The following is a 14,757-nucleotide window of genomic DNA, read 5'->3' on the forward strand; positions in this document are numbered from 1 at the left end:
TGTTGTGGAAGCCACCTGTTGGGGTGGCGCCCGTCAGTCGCCGATTCGGGCGACCAGGACACAGGTGTCGTCCTCCCGTTCGGCCTCGCCGAACTCCTCGACCATCTGACGCAGGCATTCCTGAGCGCTGCGGGCCCCTGCCAGCCGTGGCGCCACACCGAGCAGCCTGCTCTGCCCTCGTGTGTCGGAGGCGCCGCGCCGGGTGAGCCCGTCGGTGTGCAGCACCAGCAGGTCCCCGGGGAGCAGGCGTTCTTCCGCCTGCCCGTACACGGCACCGGAGGTGGCGCCGAGCAGCACGCCGTCCGGGGCCGTCAGCTCGCGTCCCGTCCCGCCGCGGAACAGCAGCGGGGCGGGATGGCCCGCCTGTGCCCAGGACAGGATGCCGGTCCGTGAGTCGAACCGGCAGCACACGGCGCTGCCGAGAGCGGGCTGCACCGATGTCTCCAGCAGATGATTGAGATGGCCCATCAGGTCTCCGGGCTCGACGCCGGCCACGGCCATGCCGCGCAAGGCTCCCAGCAGCATGGCCATGCCGGAGGTGGCGGTCACTCCATGGCCGGTCAGGTCTCCGACCGTCAGCAGGGACCGTCCGTCCGGCAGCTCCAGCGCGTCGTACCAGTCCCCTCCGATCAGCGTGCTGGTCGTAGAGGGCAGATAGTGCGCCGCGAGATCCAGGGAGGCCGGGCCCTGGTGGGAGAGCCGCAGCGGTCCCCGCCACGGTGGGAGCACGGCCTCCTGGAACTCGACCGCGACTCTGTGCTCGGTCTGTTCGATTCTGCGCTCACGCTGGAGGGAGACGCGGCTCTCCCGCACCACGCGCTGGCTTCTGCGCAGTTCGCTGACATCCCGCAATACCGCCCACATCGACGCGGTGCAGCCGTCGGAGTCGAGCACGGGCTCACCCATCATGTGCAGCGTGCGCACACATCCATCGGTCCGTACGATCCGGAACTCCCCGTCGATGGGCCTTGCGTCGACCAGACAGTCCGTCACCATCGCGGTGAGCAGCGGCTGGTCCTCGGCGAACACCATGGAGGGCAACTCGTCCAGTGACATGGGACCGCTGTCGGGAGACCTGCCGAAGATCCGGAACAGCTCGTCCGACCAGCTCACCTCGTCGGTGAGAAGGTTCCATTCCGCGCTGCCGACCCGGCTGAGCAGGGAGCTCGGCGGGGGAGCGGAGAGGTCCTCCTCGTACGCCGCCGGCTCCGCTTCGTCGTCCGCCGGTGCGGCCGGCAGACCTTCCTTCAGCTGCCCTAAATGAGCCCGGATGTCGTCGAGATGGTGCATCGCGAGGTCGCACAGCGCCCGCTGCCAGCGTCCCTCGGCGTCGTCTTCCAGAACGGCCTCCCGTCTGACCGCGTCCATGTCACCGCGCAGCCGACGGGTCTGCGTGATGAGCGCGTCCACCGAGCCCCGCTCGGGAGGCTGTGGGGCGGGACGGTCCGCGTCGTACAGATGGGACGGCATGTCGTACTCCGATGCAGGCGCGGCAGGCCAGGTCTGGATGGTGGACCGGGTACGACTGTTGCATAGGCGGAGAGGGCCTGTAAGGGATTCGGCAACACTCGATACGGTGGTGCTTCCGGCATATGCCGCAGGCCGCCCGAGTGACCATCATCTTCTTGATCCTGCAGCTCGGTTGAGGAAGGCTTATTGCCACGGGACCACCGAACGGGGAGGCAAGGAAGATGGAATCCGGCAACAGACGGGACAGCCGGCTCGACTGGCTGCTCGACGACCTCGCGAAGCGGGTCGCCGACGTACGGCACGCCATCGTGCTGTCCAGCGACGGGCTCGTGACCAGTGCGAGCGAAGGTCTGGGGCGCGAGGACGCCGAGCATCTGGCCGCTGTCTCCAGCGGACTGCACAGCCTGGCGAAGGGATCGGGCCAGTACTTCCAGGCGGGCAAGGTACGGCAGACCATGATCGAGTTCGATGACGGAGTCCTCTTCGTCACCGCGGCCGGCGACAGCAGCTGCCTGTGCGTCCTGAGCACCGCGGGTGCGGACATCGGCCAGATCGCGTACGAGATGACACTCCTGGTGAACCGAGTGGGAGAGCACCTCGGCGTCTCCGCACGGCAGCGGGAGCTGTGACCTGCGCGTCCCGCCCGGCCGTGGAGTTTTCCACAGGCCCGGGCGGGACGGGGCACACCGGGCTACGGTCGTCACCGAGAGTATTCAACACTCACGGGGGAGGGCTCATGTCCGTCACCGAAACATCACGCACCGTCGCCAGGTCGCTGCCGGCCGCCCGAGGCGCGCAGGAACTCGGGCTCAGGCGCGGTGAGTTCGATCTCGCAGTGCAGCTGGGGCACATCCGCACCACGGCCGACGAGGCCGGAGGCAGACAGCGTGTCCCGCGCGAGGAGATCGACAGACTCCGCGCCGCGGACGGATTCCCGGAGTCCCTGCGCGAGCGACTCCGGGTGGTCGGTACGGCCGAGGGCGCCGCACTGATCGGCGTCAGCCGGAACCGCTTCACCACCCTGGCGCGTACCGGCCACCTCACGCCGGTCAGGTGCTGCCTCAACAGGTACCGGGCGGTCGTCTGGCTCTATCTCGCCGAGGAACTGCAGATGTTCGCGGATGAACACCCCGAGTTGCTCACCGGCAGGCTGCCGGGCCGGGTACGGGAGGATCTGGAGTCGGGGACGGACCGTCGTCCGCGCAACTGGCGCGGACGATGCATCGGCCTCCTGCTGCGCCGGACGGACGACCCCTGGCAGCGGGCCGCCGTGATGGCCTGTGTGCTCGACCCGGTGCAGCTGGCCGAGGTCGTCGACGATCCGTACGAGCGGGCCCACCTGACCCGGCTCCGCCCGGATCTCTTGCCGGGCCGCAGGGATTCCGCGACGTCAGGGGAGAACGTGGACCGCCTGTCGCTCGCGGACGACCCGGACGAGATCCTCTGGTACCGCGTGAGCCTGGCGCTCGCCGTCGACGAAGCCCGCGCCGACCGGCCCGCGCCGCGCCCCGACCGCCTCCGCACCCTGCCGCACGGGCGCGGGCGGGCGCGGCGCAGAAGCCTGCTGACCCGGCTGCGCCGGGGCGTGCGCCGACGCGGGGCGGCCGGACCGTAGTCACCGGCCGCGCAGCCGCTCCAGGTCGCGCCGCTCGCGCTTGGTCGGACGCCCCGCGCCACGGTCACGCACGCCGGCCACGGCGACCTCCTCCCGCGGCGGTGGCGGCGGACTGTTGTCGACCAGGCACTCGGCGGCGACGGATGCCCCGACACGCTTGCGTATCACGCGTGACACGACGACGATGCGCTCGCGGCCCAGGTGATGGAGCCGTACCTCGTCGCCTGCCCGCACCGTGTGCGCGGGCTTCACACGCTCACCGTTGACGCGTACGTGCCCGGCCCGGCAGGCGGTGCCGGCCAGCGAGCGTGTCTTCACGAGCCGGACGGCCCACAGCCAGCTGTCGACGCGGACGGTTTCTTCCTGGGAAGCCATGCCACGACTCTACGACGACCGATCGCGATGACCGAAGTGTCAGTGGCGGAGCCACCCACACGCCCGGTGAGAGGGCCGGCGGTCTCCGTTGTCAGCCAAGAAGCGCGTACACCGCGGACGCGTGCGCGGCCACCTCGTCGGCCCCCTCCACCGTCATGGTGACGTCGGCGAAGGCCATGCGCTTGCCGAGCTTGGTGATCCTGGCGTCGACCAGCACATCGGCGCCCACGACGGCCCGCTGGAACGTGGTCGACTGCTGCACCGTCGTCATCGGCCCGTAGGCGCCGCGCGCGGAGGCCACCGCGATCACGGTCGCGGTGTCCGCGGCCGCCATAAGGGCCTGCCCGGACAGGCCGCCCCCGTCCCGCGCCAGCCGCTCCGACCACGGCAGCCGCAGCACCGCGTGTCGTTCGCCGGTCTCCACCACGGACAGGCCGAGTTCGAGCACCCAGGGTGCGAAGTTGTCGGCAAGGACTTTGTCGGCTTCAGCGAGGGCCATGGTCACCCGCCCAGTGTGAGGCCGCGGCACGTCATATGTCCATGTCCTGCTGGACTTCGGGACGAAGGCGGGCGACAAGCCGGAAGTATCCCGCCTCGTTGCCCGCCAGTCCGGCTGCCTGAAGCGCCTCGTCCGCATCGGCCATGGGTGCGGCGAGCAGCGGCACCATCGCCGGGGCGTTCCCCGGGCCCTGGGTGAGCACTGCCCGTGCCGTCTCCAACAGCCGTACGTACGCCTGCGCCGCGGCGCGTTCGCGGTCGGTCATGCCGGTCATCTGGTCCTCTCCCGCCGAAGGTGTGGTGCGGTCCACCCTCTCGCACGGGTCTGACAACGGCCCGCCCACGCGGCGTCAGTCGAACGCGCGACCTGTGGTGTTCGGCCCTCGGCGCCGCACGGGGCGATGTCCGGAGCCAAGCCTCGCCAACGCCGCGGACGCGATCGCCGCGATGGCCCGGGGCTTCGCAGCCCTCCCGCGCGCACTCAGCCCCGAGGAGCTGGGCTCGGGTGACCGGCCGGTGGTCGCGGCGACGATGGTGGGTGTGACCACGCCGGAGTGGACGCGGCGCGGGAACGGCTGACGGGACTCGGTTACCAGGTGCTGGTCTTTCATGTCACCGGAAAGGGAGGCCGGTCACTGGAGGCCCTGGCCGGAGCGCGCCATTTCGCAGGAGCGCTCGACCTGACGCTCAGCGAGCTGGCCGACGACCTGGTGGGAGGCATCCTCTCGGCCGGTCCCAACCGGCTGAGTGCCGCCGGACGGGCGGAAGTTCCCCAGGTGGTGAGCCTGGGCGTGCTCGACATGGTGAAGCTGGGGCCGTTCGCATCCGTCCCCCCGAAGTTCGTCGGCTGCCGGCTCCATCAGTCCTTCTTTCGAGGGGATCACCGGCTTTAGCTACCGGACCGGCGGCGGTCTTCCTGCCGCTGCGCGGGCTGCCCACCCTGGGCGCCCCCGGGGACCCGTACCACGACCCGGCCACGGACGAGGCGCTCTTCGCGGCGCTGCGTGTGGCACTCGACGGCAGCCCGGTCGACCTGGTCGAAGTCGACACGCGCATCAACGTTCCGGCCTTCGCCCCGTGCAGCCGCCGACCGGCTGCACGGTCTGATCACGGCGGGCCGCACACGAACCGCAGCGACCTGACCCGGTTGTCGAAGTTCGACGGGACGAGTACCGGTCCGCCCACGGCACGCAGATCCGGCGACCGGGTCAGCAGCTCCCGGAACAGCGCCTTCATCTCCAGCCGGGCCAGATGCGCGCCCAGACAGAAGTGCGGGCCGCCCCCGCCGTATCCCAGATGCGGATTGGGGCTGCGCGTGATGTCGAAGGCGTCGGGATCGGTGAACACGGCGGCGTCACGGTTGGCCGAGGCGAAGTACAACACGACCTTGTCGCCGGGCCGGAAGGTCCGGCCGCCCAGTTGGTACTCCGAGGCCACCGTGCGCCGGAACTGGATGATGGGAGTCGAATGCCGCACGATCTCGTCCACCGCTCCCTCCGCATGAAGGTCGAAGTCCGACAGCAGCAGGGCCCGTTGCCCGGGATGGTCGGTCAGTAGCGCGAGCCCGTGCGCCATCGCGTTACGGGTCGTCTCCACCCCGGCCACCAACAGCAGCGAGAAGAACGCGCCGAGTTGCCGGCCCGTCAGCGCATGGCCGTCGATGTCGGCGTTCACCAGCGCCGAGATCAGGTCCCCGGCCGGGCGTCGGCGGCGCTCCCGTCCGGTCTCCGCCACCATCGCCTGCACCCGTGCCAGCGCACGCAGACCTCTGCCGGGCATGCGCAACCTCGGGAGCGCCCCGCGCGCGACACCCACGTTCTCGGACACACGGTTCACCTGGTCGAGAATCGGCGGACGTTGACGCTCCGGGATGCCCATCAGATTGCAGATGACCTCGAACGGCACGCGCGAGGCGACGGCCGTCACGAAATCGTCCGGCCGCCGCCCGATCACCTCGTCGACGACGCGGGCGGCCACCCGGTGAATGTCCTGCTCCGCCTCCGCGAGCAGTCGTGGAGTGAAGGCACGGGAGACGATCCGACGCAGCCGGGCGTGCTCGGGCCCGTCCAGATTGACCATGGAGTCGCCGAACAAGGCCCTTACCCAGCGCGCCGGTTCGGGTGTGGTGACTCCCGGGGCACTGGTGAACACCCGGGGCGTACGGCTCGCCTCAACGACATCGGCGTGTCTGACGAGTGCGTAGAACCCTCGTCCGGACCCCCACCGGCCGCGGGGACGCTCGGTGAAGTACGCCGGCGAGTCCAGACCGCGCAGCAGCGCGAAGGCCTTGTGCCTTTCCTCCGGCGGGAGTTGCCAGAACAGCGGGCCAGCAAGATCGACGGTACCCTGCCGCATCGTCACGCCTCCTTTTCCGTGCTGTCATCCTTGCGTCGGTGGCAGGAGCCGCCGGTGTCAGTCACCTGTGCGGGTGGGGAATTTCCTGCGGACGGCCGAATGGCCGTCATCCGGACGAAGGGGGAGAGACCTTGGAAGGGTTCGTTGTGGCGACCGGGGACGGCCCGCTGCCCACGGAGGACACCGCGGCACGTGCGGCCGAGGTCCGCGTGGCGTTCGAGGGACTGCTTCAGGTCCGCCGGATCACGAACACCGCACCCCCCGATCCCGCCGCCACTCCCGCGGAATGGGAGCGCCGTCGCATGCCGCGGGCGGTCGCCCTGGCCCTGGAGTCGCACGGCATCCCGCCGTCCGCCGTCGACGCCGACGGACGGCGGACCGCGACCGGGTACCGCGTGGCGCCGTCGGACGAGCCGGGCTCGGTACGGGTGGAATGGCTGGGCCCTGCCGGCAGCGGCGCCGCAGCCGACGAAGAGGCCCGCCTGAGCGGGTGCGCCGAGGTCCTGGAACGGCTGGGCTGGGAGGCCCTGCTCTACCGCGGCCCGCGCCGCCGCCGCTTCCTGCTTGTTTCCGCGCTGCCCGCGGCGCGGTGACCCGGCTCGTCACCGGAGCCCGCGTCCCGCCGTGCGCCCGCTCCTCAGGCAGCTCCGGCCCGCCAGGGCGCAGGCTGCAGCGGAACCGACGTCTCGTTACGCTGTACGGGGAAGGGAACGTCCATGATCCGTAGCGGGACCGGGGGCGCAGGCAACAACGGGGGCAAGACGCGTTTCGAGGACATCTATGACCAGCAGGACCCCAGGGCCTACTTCAGCCGCCTCGCCCCGCTGGTCTATGAGATCCCGCACCACGCCCAGGCCGTCTTCCGCCGGACGTACGCGGAACGCACCGCCGCCGGAGCCACGGGCGCACCCACCGCCGTCCTCGACCTGTGCTGCTCGTACGGGATCAACGCCGCCCTGCTGAACCACGACCTCACCCTGGCCGAGCTGTACGACCACTACACCGGTCCCGAGGCGGCGCGGTGCACCACGGATCAGCTGATCGACTGGGACAAGGAGTTCTACGCCTCCCGCCGCCGCCCCGGCGCCGCGCCCGTCATCGGCCTCGACATCGCGGGCAACGCCCTGCGCTATGCCCTGGCGGTCGGCCTGCTCGATGCGGCGTTCGCCGAGAACCTGGAGCAGGACCCGCCCAGCCCCGCTCTCCGGCGTGCGGTGGCCGACGTCGGTCTCATCACTCTCACCGGCGGCGGGAGCTATGTGACCCACCGGACCTTCGACGCGCTGCTGGGCTGCGCACGGCAACCCATTTGGGTGAGCGCCTTCGTCCTGCGTACCGTCTCCTACGCTCCCATCGCCGACCGGCTCGCGGGTCACGGGCTGAGGACCGAGGCGGACCTGTCGATCACCTATCCCCAGCGCCTGTTCACCGGACCCGACGAGCAACGCCACGCCGTCGAAGCGGTACGGAGCAACGGTGCCGACCCGGCGGGCCGGGAGTGCGCGGGCCGGTACCACACGACGCTGTACGAGTCTCGCCCTCGCTGATGCCGGGCCTCGGTCCGATGCACCCAGCAGGTGATCGTCGGCGCTGAAGAGCTGGAACCCGTACGAGCCCCGTCAGCCGCCGGCCCCGAAGTTCTGCGTCCACCAGGGGCCACCGGGGCCGAAGTGGATGCCGATGCCGACGTCCTTGAAGGCGCAGTTGAGGATGTTCGCCCGGTGGCCGGGGCTGTCCATCCACGACTTCATCACCTGCTCGGGGCTCTTCTGGCCCACGGCGATGTTCTCGCCATACGTACTCCACTCATAGCCGGTGACGGTGATGCGCCGACCGGGGTCGGTGCCGTCGGGATTGGTGTGGGAGAAGAAGCCGCGGGCCGCCATGTCGTCGGAGTGCCGCTGGGCCGCGGTGCGCAGGTGACTGTCGGCGCGCAGCGGTCCGCAGCCATGCTTCTCCCGCTCGCGGTTGAGCAGGGCGATGACCTGCCGCACGTACGAAGACTGGCCGTTGGCGCGAACCGGCGCCGCGGCGCCCCTGGCCGGGGCGGGACGGCCCAGAGGTGACGTCGCGGGCGTGGGTGACGCGGACGTCCTCCAGCCGGCTCTGGCCACGGGGCCGCGCGCGGGGGAGGCCGAGGTCGGTGTCACCGGCGGGTCCGCATCGGGGGTACGCGGCGCCTCCGCGGAACGCACGACCTCCCGGCTCCTGTCCGGAGCACCCACCGAGAAGGTGACGACACCGGCCCCGGTGGCCAGTACCGCACCCCCGGCGATCAGCACCATCCTGCGCCGGGGGCGCAGTCGATGGCGACGGGCGGCCCGAGGCGTGGTCCGCGCTGTGAGGCCGACGGCGGTCCGGGCCGCGCGATCCGTCCGGTCCGGCGCGATCGGGAGAGCCGCCGGCGGCACCAGAGCCAGCCCGATGAGCAACTCCTCGGCCGGTATCAGGCCGGAAGAGTGCCCGGAACACGCCGTGCACCCGCGGCCGACGATGTTGTACACCAGCGGCAGGTACTCGGCGACGAGTTCGTCCTGGACCCACTGGTCGCCGGCCTGCGCCGCCGTGATCATCGAGGCGCCGCTTTCACTGCTCACGGTCTGTCCACTCTCTCCGTCGGCCTGCATGTCGTTCCTGCACCGCTTGGGAGATCGTGCGACGCGGCCGCGACGACAGGAACCGCAGTACGGGTGATCTGATGGGCCGAAAGCCTGGTGATCCGGCGTCGGCGCTGGTCAGCCCGGGGGGCGCTGGGAAAGGATGCATGCGGCGGACGGCCCCCGTGCCCCCATCCGGAGGCATCGCCGCCGATGCCCGGGCGTCGTTCCGCGTACTCGCGGACGACCGACGGGGCCACAGCCAGAGCGGACCGGCGCCCGGCCACCGCAAGACCGCGCTCGCACACTTCCTCGCCGGTTACGGCGATCTCGAGAATCCCGTCGACACCGTCCTCCAGCGCTACTACGCTCCCTGTTCGATCTCCGCGAGCTGCCGCGACCTCGCCCTCTCGGATGGCTTCCTGGCCTGCCACGGACTGTGCGCCGACGGCTCCCGGCCGCTGTCCCGCAGCGAGGTCAAGCGGGTCAACGCCGTGCTGCTCACCTGCGGCACCTATGACGCCGCCTGCGACTTCGCCCACCGCGTGGGCCTGCCCGGCAAGAGCGGGGTGGGTGGCGGCATCCTGGCCGTGGTGCCCGGCAAGGGCGCCCGGTGCGCTTTGAGCCCCGCCCTGGACCCCGCGGGCAACTCCGTCGCGGCCGTCCAGGCCCTGGACGCGTTCACGACGATGGGGGTGGTCCGTCTTCTGACCGGTCGTGCCGGAGCCGGATTGAGCCGGGCGGCTCCGGGTAGCCGCAGCGGAGGTCCGGGGGAACCGGAATCCGGGGTTATCCCGAGCGAGCGGGGTGCACGCCGGGCCTGCAGCTCATCGGCTACCAGATCGAGGCGACCGACGGTTCCGTCGGAAGGATCGGCAAGCATTCCGAGGACGTGGACCGGTCCTGCATCGTCGTGGACACCGGCCCCTGGATCTTCGGCAGGCAGGTGCTGCTCCCCGCGGGCGTCGTGTCGCGCATCGACTCCGAGAGTCGCACGGTGTACGTGAACTGCACAAAGGACGAGGTGAAGGCAGCGCCCGGTCACCGGGGCGGTCAGCACGACAGCGATGTGGCGTCCATCCGGCTCGCCGAGCAGTACTACGCGAACCGTCACATGTGAGGCGCCCTGTTCAGTCCCAGGCCTTCGCGATCTCGAAGCTGTGGGTCTCACGGCCCAGCACATGGCCGTCGGTGTCGACGAATGTCCCCGTCACCTGATAGGTGTCACGCGCGAGATGGCCGGTCGGGAGGTGCTCGGCGGGAAGCACCACTTCGTACGGGCCGCCGGGTCGATAACTCCCCAACAGCACCTCACTTGTGGCGATGCCCGAGCCGTGCCGCTTTCGCTCCTCCACGAACTTGAGGCCTTCGACGGGCCTCTTCCCGATGCGGAAGATCAGCGTGACCCGGATTTCCGCGCCCTCCTTCAGGACGAAAGGAGCGGTCTGCGGCGCGGATTCGGCCTCTCCCGGAACAGGCAGCCGGACAGCCATCTCAACGTGGCCCTCGGCGTGCAGGGACACGCTCAGAAGCTCGAATTGAGGGGTGTCGCCGGCCGGAACTTCGTGGGAGGTTTTCATCAGACGAGCCATCTTTCGCCGCTGGACCGACACACCTGAAACCAAAGCATAGCCAGGGGAATGCGTGCTCCCGGCAATGAAACCCGGAGTCAGGTGCCCCTGTCCCCGGTCCGCTTCATCCAACAGCACACCAGTTGAAACGCTCCCAGCACGGTCACGGCCCAGACCACCGCGAATGCCCAGATCAGGGCCTGGGCCGTGGTGACCACCGCCGCTATGAGCAGCGTCAGCGACAGCGCCCCCAGCAGCGAGACGGTGAGGCCACTGGGTTTCGGCATCCTCGTCGGCAGATGTGGCACCGGGTGCCCCCAGCGCATCGTCCGCATTCTTCGGTCCAGGGTCTCGTCACCCTGCAAATCTGATTCGATCTCGGAAAGAATCCGCTGTTCGTGATCGGAAAGTCCGGCTCCGTCCATGGCTGAAGCCTCCAGATCCCGGCCAGGTCAGCCGTCGGCCGGTGATTCTTGATGGTTCTCCTTCCGATTCTCGATCCTTTCGGGGCAGGATTCGCGTCGGGGCTGGATTCGCGCCGAAGGTGCCCCGATGCGCGGGCAGCGGCGCCTGGCGTCAGTGGCGCAGCGCCCGCTCGAGCTCCTTCTTGTTCATCCTGGAACGACCCTCGATGTTCCGGCGCTTGGCCTCCGCGTAGAGCTGGTCGTACGTCGGGCCCTGGGCGCCCTTGTGGGAGCGCTGTCCGCCGCGCCGCCCGGAGGACATGTCCTCGAGCGAGGTGCGGCTCGTGCTCTTCGACTCGCCGGCCCGCGCCCGCTCCTTGTTGACCGTGCGGGCGGCTATCTCCTTGGCGCGGTCGAGGCTCTCGCCGCGCTCGAGCGCGCTCTCCTTGATGTGTTCGTACTGCCGTTCACGCTTGGGGCTGGATCCGCGGGGCATGGCTCCTCCTTCTCCGGCTTCAGCGTCTACCCCGGTGGCGACTGGCTATGACTGCATAAACACGTAATAGTCGTAGTAACTCTATGTATGTCCTTCAATTCAGGAGAACTCTGCATGGCGCCGGGAGTTACCGGGAAGCCGGACGGTGAGGACACCCGTGGCCCGCGGTTCACGGTCGATGTGCGGTCCGGCCCCGGCACGGTCGTGCTGGCACTCGGCGGTGAACTCGACCACGACACGGCCGGGGCGCTGCGCGACGCGCTGACGCGGGGCATCACGGCCGGAGCCGACCGGATCCTGGTCGATTGCTCGGACCTGCGATTCTGCGACTCCACCGGGCTGAACGCCCTGCTCCGGGGCAGGCTGGCCGCACAGAACGCGGGCATCCGGCTGGAACTCGTCGCGCTGCAGCCGCCCGTGGCCCGCATGTTCGGGATCACCGGGGCGGACACCGTGTTCCGGGTGCATGCGAGTCTCGAGGAGGCTCTGGGGGACCGGCGGCAGAGATGACGGAGGGCGTCATGGATGAGGGCCTCCGGGCGCAGGGGCGGACCCGCCGCCTCGCGCTGTCCGGTACGAAGGGTGTGGTCGGCCGGTGCCGTGACTTCAGCCGGGACGCCCTGACGGACTGGAAGTGGATCCCCGCCGCGGACGACGAGCAGCAAGCGGTTGTCGAGGATGTGCTGCTGCTCGTGTCCGAGGTGGTCACCAATGCCTGTCTGCACGCCGGAGGCCCCAGGGAACTGATGCTGAACTGCACCGATGAACGTCTGCGCATCGAGGTCACCGACGACAGCCCGGTGCACCCGCGGCCCCGCCCGTCCTGTGACGCCTCACTGCCGGGCGGCCACGGTCTGATCGTGCTCGCGCGGCTCGCGCGGAGCTGGGGATCGACACCTCGGGGGCGCGGCAAGACGGTCTGGTTGGAGGTGGCCTCTCCGCTCAGTGGAGTGCCGGCTCGCGGGCGTCCTCGCCCGTAGACGGCGCGTCGTCGTCCAGCAGGCCGGACCGCAGTTTCGCCAGGGTTCGGGCCAGCAGCCGTGAGACGTGCATCTGGGAGATGCCCAGACGTGTGCCGATCTCCGACTGGGTGAGGTCCTCGCAGAACCGCAGCGACAGAATGATCCGGTCCCGCTCCGGCAGAGCGGCGATCAGTGGTTTGAGGGACTCGACGGACTCGATCGTGTCGAGCGTCGGCTCCTCCCGGCCGAGGCGGCAGGTCATCGAACTCAGCGCCTCGTCGTCGTTGACGGGTGCGTCCAGCGAACGGGCGACATAGCCGTTGGCGGCCTGCTCACCCTCCGCCACCTCCGCCTCGCTGATGCCGAGCCGACGGGCCAGCTCGGCCGTGGTCGGAGTGCGGTCCAGCTGCTGCTCCAGTGCGTCGAAGGCTTTCGCCAGATCGAGCCGGAGCTCCTGGAGTCGACGTGGCACCCGGACGGCCCAGCTGGTGTCCCGGAAGAAGCGCTTGATCTCGCCTTCGATGGTGGGCAGCGCGAAGGAGGTGAACTCCACCTCACGGTCGATGTCGAACCGGTTGATGGCCTTGATCAGTCCGATCGTCCCGACCTGGATGATGTCCTCCATGGGCTCGCTGCGGCTGCGGAACTTCGTGGCCGCGTACTTCACCAGGCTGAGATTGAGCTCGACCAAGGTGTTACGGACGTACGAATACTCCGGTGTGCCCTCCTCCAGCGCCCTCAGACGCTCGAACAGGGACGTCGACAGCGCCCTGGCATCCATCGTGCTGACGGACAGCGGATCGGGAATCTCCGGGAGCCCGGCGAGTGCTTCACGGGCTGCCCGGCCGGTTTGCGGGTGGCTGGACATGAGGTTCCTTCGACGAGACCGCCGTACGAGCACCCCCGACTACAGCTTTCTTACCCATATCACCCGCTTTGATGTACAAGGGTGCGTTTCGGCGTCCGGTGCGCACCGGAACCGTCCCGGAGTCAAGGATTCATGTGTCCGTCGCGTCCCCACGTGCCACAGTGGACTGTGGCGCCGACGACAGCGCGAGGTCAGCCATGGCAGAAGCCGCCCGCACTCCACGGGACGGGCCCGCCCGGCCCACGGCAGAGCTGAGTGAGGAAGGGCTCGGGAAGCAGCCGGCCGGGCTGACCGCGGTACGCGACGGAGATTTCTCCATCCGCCTGCCCATCGAGGCCGAAGGCCTCCTCGGCGAGATAGCGGCCGTCTACAACGGCATGGCCGACCAGTTGTCGCTGGACACCTCCGAGGTCACCCGCGCTCCGCCGGATCCGACCTGCTCCAGCTGATCAACGACATCCTCGATCTTTCGAAGGTCGAGGCCGGGAAGATGGATGTCCACCCCGAGCCGTTCCCTCTGCGCCAGTTCGCAGAGCATGTCGGGGCGACCTTCCAGCCCGTGGCGCGCGAGCGGGAGCTGGAGTTCCGGGTGGTCACGGCGCCCGATATCCTGGAGCGGATCACCACCGACGAGTCCCGGCTCCGGCAGGTGCTGCGCAATCGGAGCGCCGCGAGGTGCCCGGCGCCGAGGACGGGCCACTACGTTCGGGTAGCGTGGGCTGTATGCGAGTGGCGTTCCTCATGGCGCCCAAGGGCGTCGAACAGGCCGAGCTGACCGAGCCCTGGCGGGCCGTGACCGCCGCCGGGGGAACGCCGCAACTGCTTTCCACCCGGCCCGGCCACATCTTGGCGTTCCACCACCTGGAGAAGGCCGACACCTTCCCTGTGGACGGGACCGTCGCCGAGAGCACGGTCGACGACTTCGACGCCCTGGTGCTGCCCGGAGGGCTCGCCAATCCGGACGCGCTGCGCCAGGATTCCCGGGCCGTCGCCTTCGTACGGGACTTCGTCGCCGCGGGCAAGCCCGTCGCGTCGATCTGCCACGGCCCTTGGATGCTGGTCGAGGCCGATGCGGTGCGCGGACGGACGCTGACATCATATCCCAGCCTGCGCACCGACATCCGCAACGCAGGTGGCACCTGGGTCGACGAGCAGGTGGCGGTGGACGACTCGGCCCCCGGCACGCTGATCACGAGCCGGAGGCCGGCCGATGTGAAGGCCTTCTGCGAGGCGCTCGTCCACGCGCTCCTCGCCTGACAGCTACGGGGCGTCAGCCCTCCGCCGCGCGCGGCGGCGCAAGACGTACCGCTCCGCCTCCTGGACGGCCTCCCGTGCGGTGCGCTGCCCCATCAGCACGCAAAGGGTGTAGGCCGTGTCCTCGAACCGCCTGCGGACGGTCGGATCACCCGGATCGGCGAGTACCTGGCTCTCCAGCGTCCGGTACCGGGAGAGAAGCGCACCGACCAGGCCTTTGTCCGGCAGCAGCATGCCCGTATCTCCTTGTGTCGGGCCGGCTCCGTTCCGCGTCCCTGTCTCGGCACGCCCG

Annotated in this window: 22 protein-coding genes and 3 pseudogenes; 14 read left to right on the forward strand and 11 right to left on the reverse strand. The window is 69.8% G+C overall.

What is annotated here, in order from left to right; all coding sequences use genetic code 11:
• Nucleotides 1-33: 33 nt before the first annotated feature.
• Nucleotides 34-1,470 (reverse strand): PP2C family protein-serine/threonine phosphatase, encoded by a 1,437-nt coding sequence (locus tag ABD858_RS31200; RefSeq protein WP_345043861.1) that lies wholly within the window; start codon nucleotides 1,468-1,470, stop codon nucleotides 34-36.
• Nucleotides 1,471-1,691: 221 nt separating this feature from the next.
• Between ABD858_RS31200 and ABD858_RS31205 the strand changes: the two genes are divergently transcribed.
• Both ABD858_RS31205 and ABD858_RS31210 read left to right on the forward strand, forming a co-directional pair.
• On the forward strand, nucleotides 1,692-2,099 hold the full coding sequence (locus ABD858_RS31205) for a roadblock/LC7 domain-containing protein (protein WP_345043863.1): 408 nt from the start codon (nucleotides 1,692-1,694) through the stop codon (nucleotides 2,097-2,099).
• A gap of 107 nt (nucleotides 2,100-2,206) precedes the next feature.
• The gene (locus tag ABD858_RS31210) at nucleotides 2,207-3,085 is read left to right on the forward strand and encodes a DUF6397 family protein (RefSeq protein ID WP_345043865.1); all 879 of its coding nucleotides are present in this window, start codon (nucleotides 2,207-2,209) and stop codon (nucleotides 3,083-3,085) included.
• Here ABD858_RS31210 and ABD858_RS31215 read toward each other — a convergent pair whose 3' ends face one another.
• The 3 genes from ABD858_RS31215 to ABD858_RS31225 all read right to left on the reverse strand — a co-directional run bounded on the left by ABD858_RS31215 (nucleotide 3,086) and on the right by ABD858_RS31225 (nucleotide 4,233).
• On the reverse strand, nucleotides 3,086-3,460 hold the full coding sequence (locus ABD858_RS31215) for an RNA-binding S4 domain-containing protein (RefSeq protein WP_345043867.1): 375 nt from the start codon (nucleotides 3,458-3,460) through the stop codon (nucleotides 3,086-3,088).
• 91 nt (nucleotides 3,461-3,551) lie between these two features.
• The gene (locus ABD858_RS31220; RefSeq protein ID WP_345043869.1) at nucleotides 3,552-3,965 is read right to left on the reverse strand and encodes a PaaI family thioesterase; all 414 of its coding nucleotides are present in this window, start codon (nucleotides 3,963-3,965) and stop codon (nucleotides 3,552-3,554) included.
• Nucleotides 3,966-3,990: 25 nt separating this feature from the next.
• Nucleotides 3,991-4,233, reverse strand: a complete 243-nt coding sequence (locus tag ABD858_RS31225) for a hypothetical protein (protein WP_425586282.1) — start codon at nucleotides 4,231-4,233, stop codon at nucleotides 3,991-3,993.
• A gap of 94 nt (nucleotides 4,234-4,327) precedes the next feature.
• Here ABD858_RS31225 and ABD858_RS31230 point away from each other — a divergent pair, with 94 nt between their 5' ends.
• The 3 genes and pseudogenes from ABD858_RS31230 to ABD858_RS31240 all read left to right on the forward strand — a co-directional run.
• A complete protein-coding gene (locus tag ABD858_RS31230) occupies nucleotides 4,328-4,537 on the forward strand; it encodes a hypothetical protein (protein WP_345043871.1) in 210 nt (69 codons plus the stop codon).
• Nucleotides 4,513-4,851 (forward strand): Tm-1-like ATP-binding domain-containing protein, encoded by a 339-nt coding sequence (locus ABD858_RS31235; protein ID WP_345043874.1) that lies wholly within the window; start codon nucleotides 4,513-4,515, stop codon nucleotides 4,849-4,851. The genes ABD858_RS31230 and ABD858_RS31235 overlap by 25 nt, the downstream gene beginning before the upstream one ends.
• Nucleotides 4,852-4,898: 47 nt before the next feature.
• Nucleotides 4,899-4,973: pseudogene (locus ABD858_RS31240) on the forward strand (hypothetical protein); the annotation flags it as partial.
• Nucleotides 4,974-5,065: 92 nt separating this feature from the next.
• On the opposite strand, the gene ABD858_RS31245 reads toward ABD858_RS31240, so the two are convergent.
• On the reverse strand, nucleotides 5,066-6,313 hold the full coding sequence (locus tag ABD858_RS31245; protein ID WP_345043876.1) for a cytochrome P450: 1,248 nt from the start codon (nucleotides 6,311-6,313) through the stop codon (nucleotides 5,066-5,068).
• A gap of 131 nt (nucleotides 6,314-6,444) precedes the next feature.
• Here ABD858_RS31245 and ABD858_RS31250 point away from each other — a divergent pair, with 131 nt between their 5' ends.
• Together ABD858_RS31250 and ABD858_RS31255 are read left to right on the forward strand one after the other, a co-directional pair.
• Entirely contained in the window at nucleotides 6,445-6,906 is a 462-nt protein-coding gene (locus tag ABD858_RS31250; RefSeq protein WP_345043878.1) for a hypothetical protein, read from the forward strand.
• A gap of 123 nt (nucleotides 6,907-7,029) precedes the next feature.
• On the forward strand, nucleotides 7,030-7,860 hold the full coding sequence (locus tag ABD858_RS31255) for a hypothetical protein (RefSeq protein WP_345043881.1): 831 nt from the start codon (nucleotides 7,030-7,032) through the stop codon (nucleotides 7,858-7,860).
• 72 nt (nucleotides 7,861-7,932) lie between these two features.
• On the opposite strand, the gene ABD858_RS31260 is transcribed toward ABD858_RS31255, so the two are convergent.
• Complete coding sequence (locus ABD858_RS31260) at nucleotides 7,933-8,910, reverse strand: CAP domain-containing protein (protein ID WP_345043883.1); 978 nt, start codon at nucleotides 8,908-8,910, stop codon at nucleotides 7,933-7,935.
• 266 nt (nucleotides 8,911-9,176) lie between these two features.
• On the opposite strand from ABD858_RS31260, the pseudogene ABD858_RS31265 reads away from it, so the two are divergent.
• Together ABD858_RS31265 and ABD858_RS31270 are read left to right on the forward strand one after the other, a co-directional pair.
• Nucleotides 9,177-9,621 (forward strand): annotated as a pseudogene (locus ABD858_RS31265) (glutaminase); the annotation flags it as partial.
• Between the two features lie 181 nt (nucleotides 9,622-9,802).
• Nucleotides 9,803-10,030 (forward strand): hypothetical protein, encoded by a 228-nt coding sequence (locus ABD858_RS31270; protein WP_425586283.1) that lies wholly within the window; start codon nucleotides 9,803-9,805, stop codon nucleotides 10,028-10,030.
• 10 nt (nucleotides 10,031-10,040) lie between these two features.
• On the opposite strand, the gene ABD858_RS31275 is transcribed toward ABD858_RS31270, so the two are convergent.
• The 3 genes from ABD858_RS31275 to ABD858_RS31285 form a co-directional block, all read right to left on the reverse strand.
• Nucleotides 10,041-10,613, reverse strand: coding sequence for a rho GDP-dissociation inhibitor (locus ABD858_RS31275; protein WP_345043885.1), 573 nt, complete (start codon nucleotides 10,611-10,613; stop codon nucleotides 10,041-10,043).
• On the reverse strand, nucleotides 10,580-10,906 hold the full coding sequence (locus tag ABD858_RS31280) for a DUF3040 domain-containing protein (RefSeq protein ID WP_345043887.1): 327 nt from the start codon (nucleotides 10,904-10,906) through the stop codon (nucleotides 10,580-10,582). Before ABD858_RS31280 ends, ABD858_RS31275 begins: the two co-directional genes overlap by 34 nt.
• Before the next feature lie 151 nt (nucleotides 10,907-11,057).
• Entirely contained in the window at nucleotides 11,058-11,381 is a 324-nt protein-coding gene (locus ABD858_RS31285) for a plasmid stabilization protein (protein ID WP_345043890.1), read from the reverse strand.
• 114 nt (nucleotides 11,382-11,495) lie between these two features.
• Here ABD858_RS31285 and ABD858_RS31290 point away from each other — a divergent pair, with 114 nt between their 5' ends.
• On the forward strand, nucleotides 11,496-11,891 hold the full coding sequence (locus tag ABD858_RS31290) for an STAS domain-containing protein (RefSeq protein WP_345043892.1): 396 nt from the start codon (nucleotides 11,496-11,498) through the stop codon (nucleotides 11,889-11,891).
• Between the two features lie 11 nt (nucleotides 11,892-11,902).
• Complete coding sequence (locus tag ABD858_RS31295; protein WP_345043895.1) at nucleotides 11,903-12,361, forward strand: ATP-binding protein; 459 nt, start codon at nucleotides 11,903-11,905, stop codon at nucleotides 12,359-12,361.
• Here ABD858_RS31295 and ABD858_RS31300 read toward each other — a convergent pair.
• Complete coding sequence (locus tag ABD858_RS31300) at nucleotides 12,324-13,211, reverse strand: SigB/SigF/SigG family RNA polymerase sigma factor (protein ID WP_345043897.1); 888 nt, start codon at nucleotides 13,209-13,211, stop codon at nucleotides 12,324-12,326. The two genes, ABD858_RS31295 and ABD858_RS31300, sit on opposite strands and share 38 nt — an antisense overlap.
• A gap of 197 nt (nucleotides 13,212-13,408) precedes the next feature.
• Here ABD858_RS31300 and ABD858_RS31305 point away from each other — a divergent pair, with 197 nt between their 5' ends.
• From ABD858_RS31305 to ABD858_RS31315, 3 genes and pseudogenes are all read left to right on the forward strand, one after another.
• Complete coding sequence (locus ABD858_RS31305; protein ID WP_345043900.1) at nucleotides 13,409-13,660, forward strand: hypothetical protein; 252 nt, start codon at nucleotides 13,409-13,411, stop codon at nucleotides 13,658-13,660.
• Nucleotides 13,633-13,872: pseudogene (locus tag ABD858_RS31310) on the forward strand (sensor histidine kinase); the annotation flags it as partial. The gene ABD858_RS31305 and the pseudogene ABD858_RS31310, both read left to right, overlap by 28 nt.
• A gap of 62 nt (nucleotides 13,873-13,934) precedes the next feature.
• Nucleotides 13,935-14,468: a type 1 glutamine amidotransferase domain-containing protein gene (locus tag ABD858_RS31315; protein WP_345043902.1), complete on the forward strand. Its 534-nt coding sequence runs from the start codon at nucleotides 13,935-13,937 to the stop codon at nucleotides 14,466-14,468.
• Nucleotides 14,469-14,471: 3 nt separating this feature from the next.
• Here ABD858_RS31315 and ABD858_RS31320 read toward each other — a convergent pair whose 3' ends face one another.
• On the reverse strand, nucleotides 14,472-14,699 hold the full coding sequence (locus ABD858_RS31320) for a DUF5133 domain-containing protein (protein ID WP_345043904.1): 228 nt from the start codon (nucleotides 14,697-14,699) through the stop codon (nucleotides 14,472-14,474).
• Nucleotides 14,700-14,757: the final 58 nt, after the last annotated feature.

The sequence above is a fragment of the Streptomyces sannanensis genome, assembly GCF_039536205.1.
In the GTDB taxonomy this organism is placed as follows: Bacteria; Actinomycetota; Actinomycetes; order Streptomycetales; family Streptomycetaceae; genus Streptomyces; species Streptomyces sannanensis.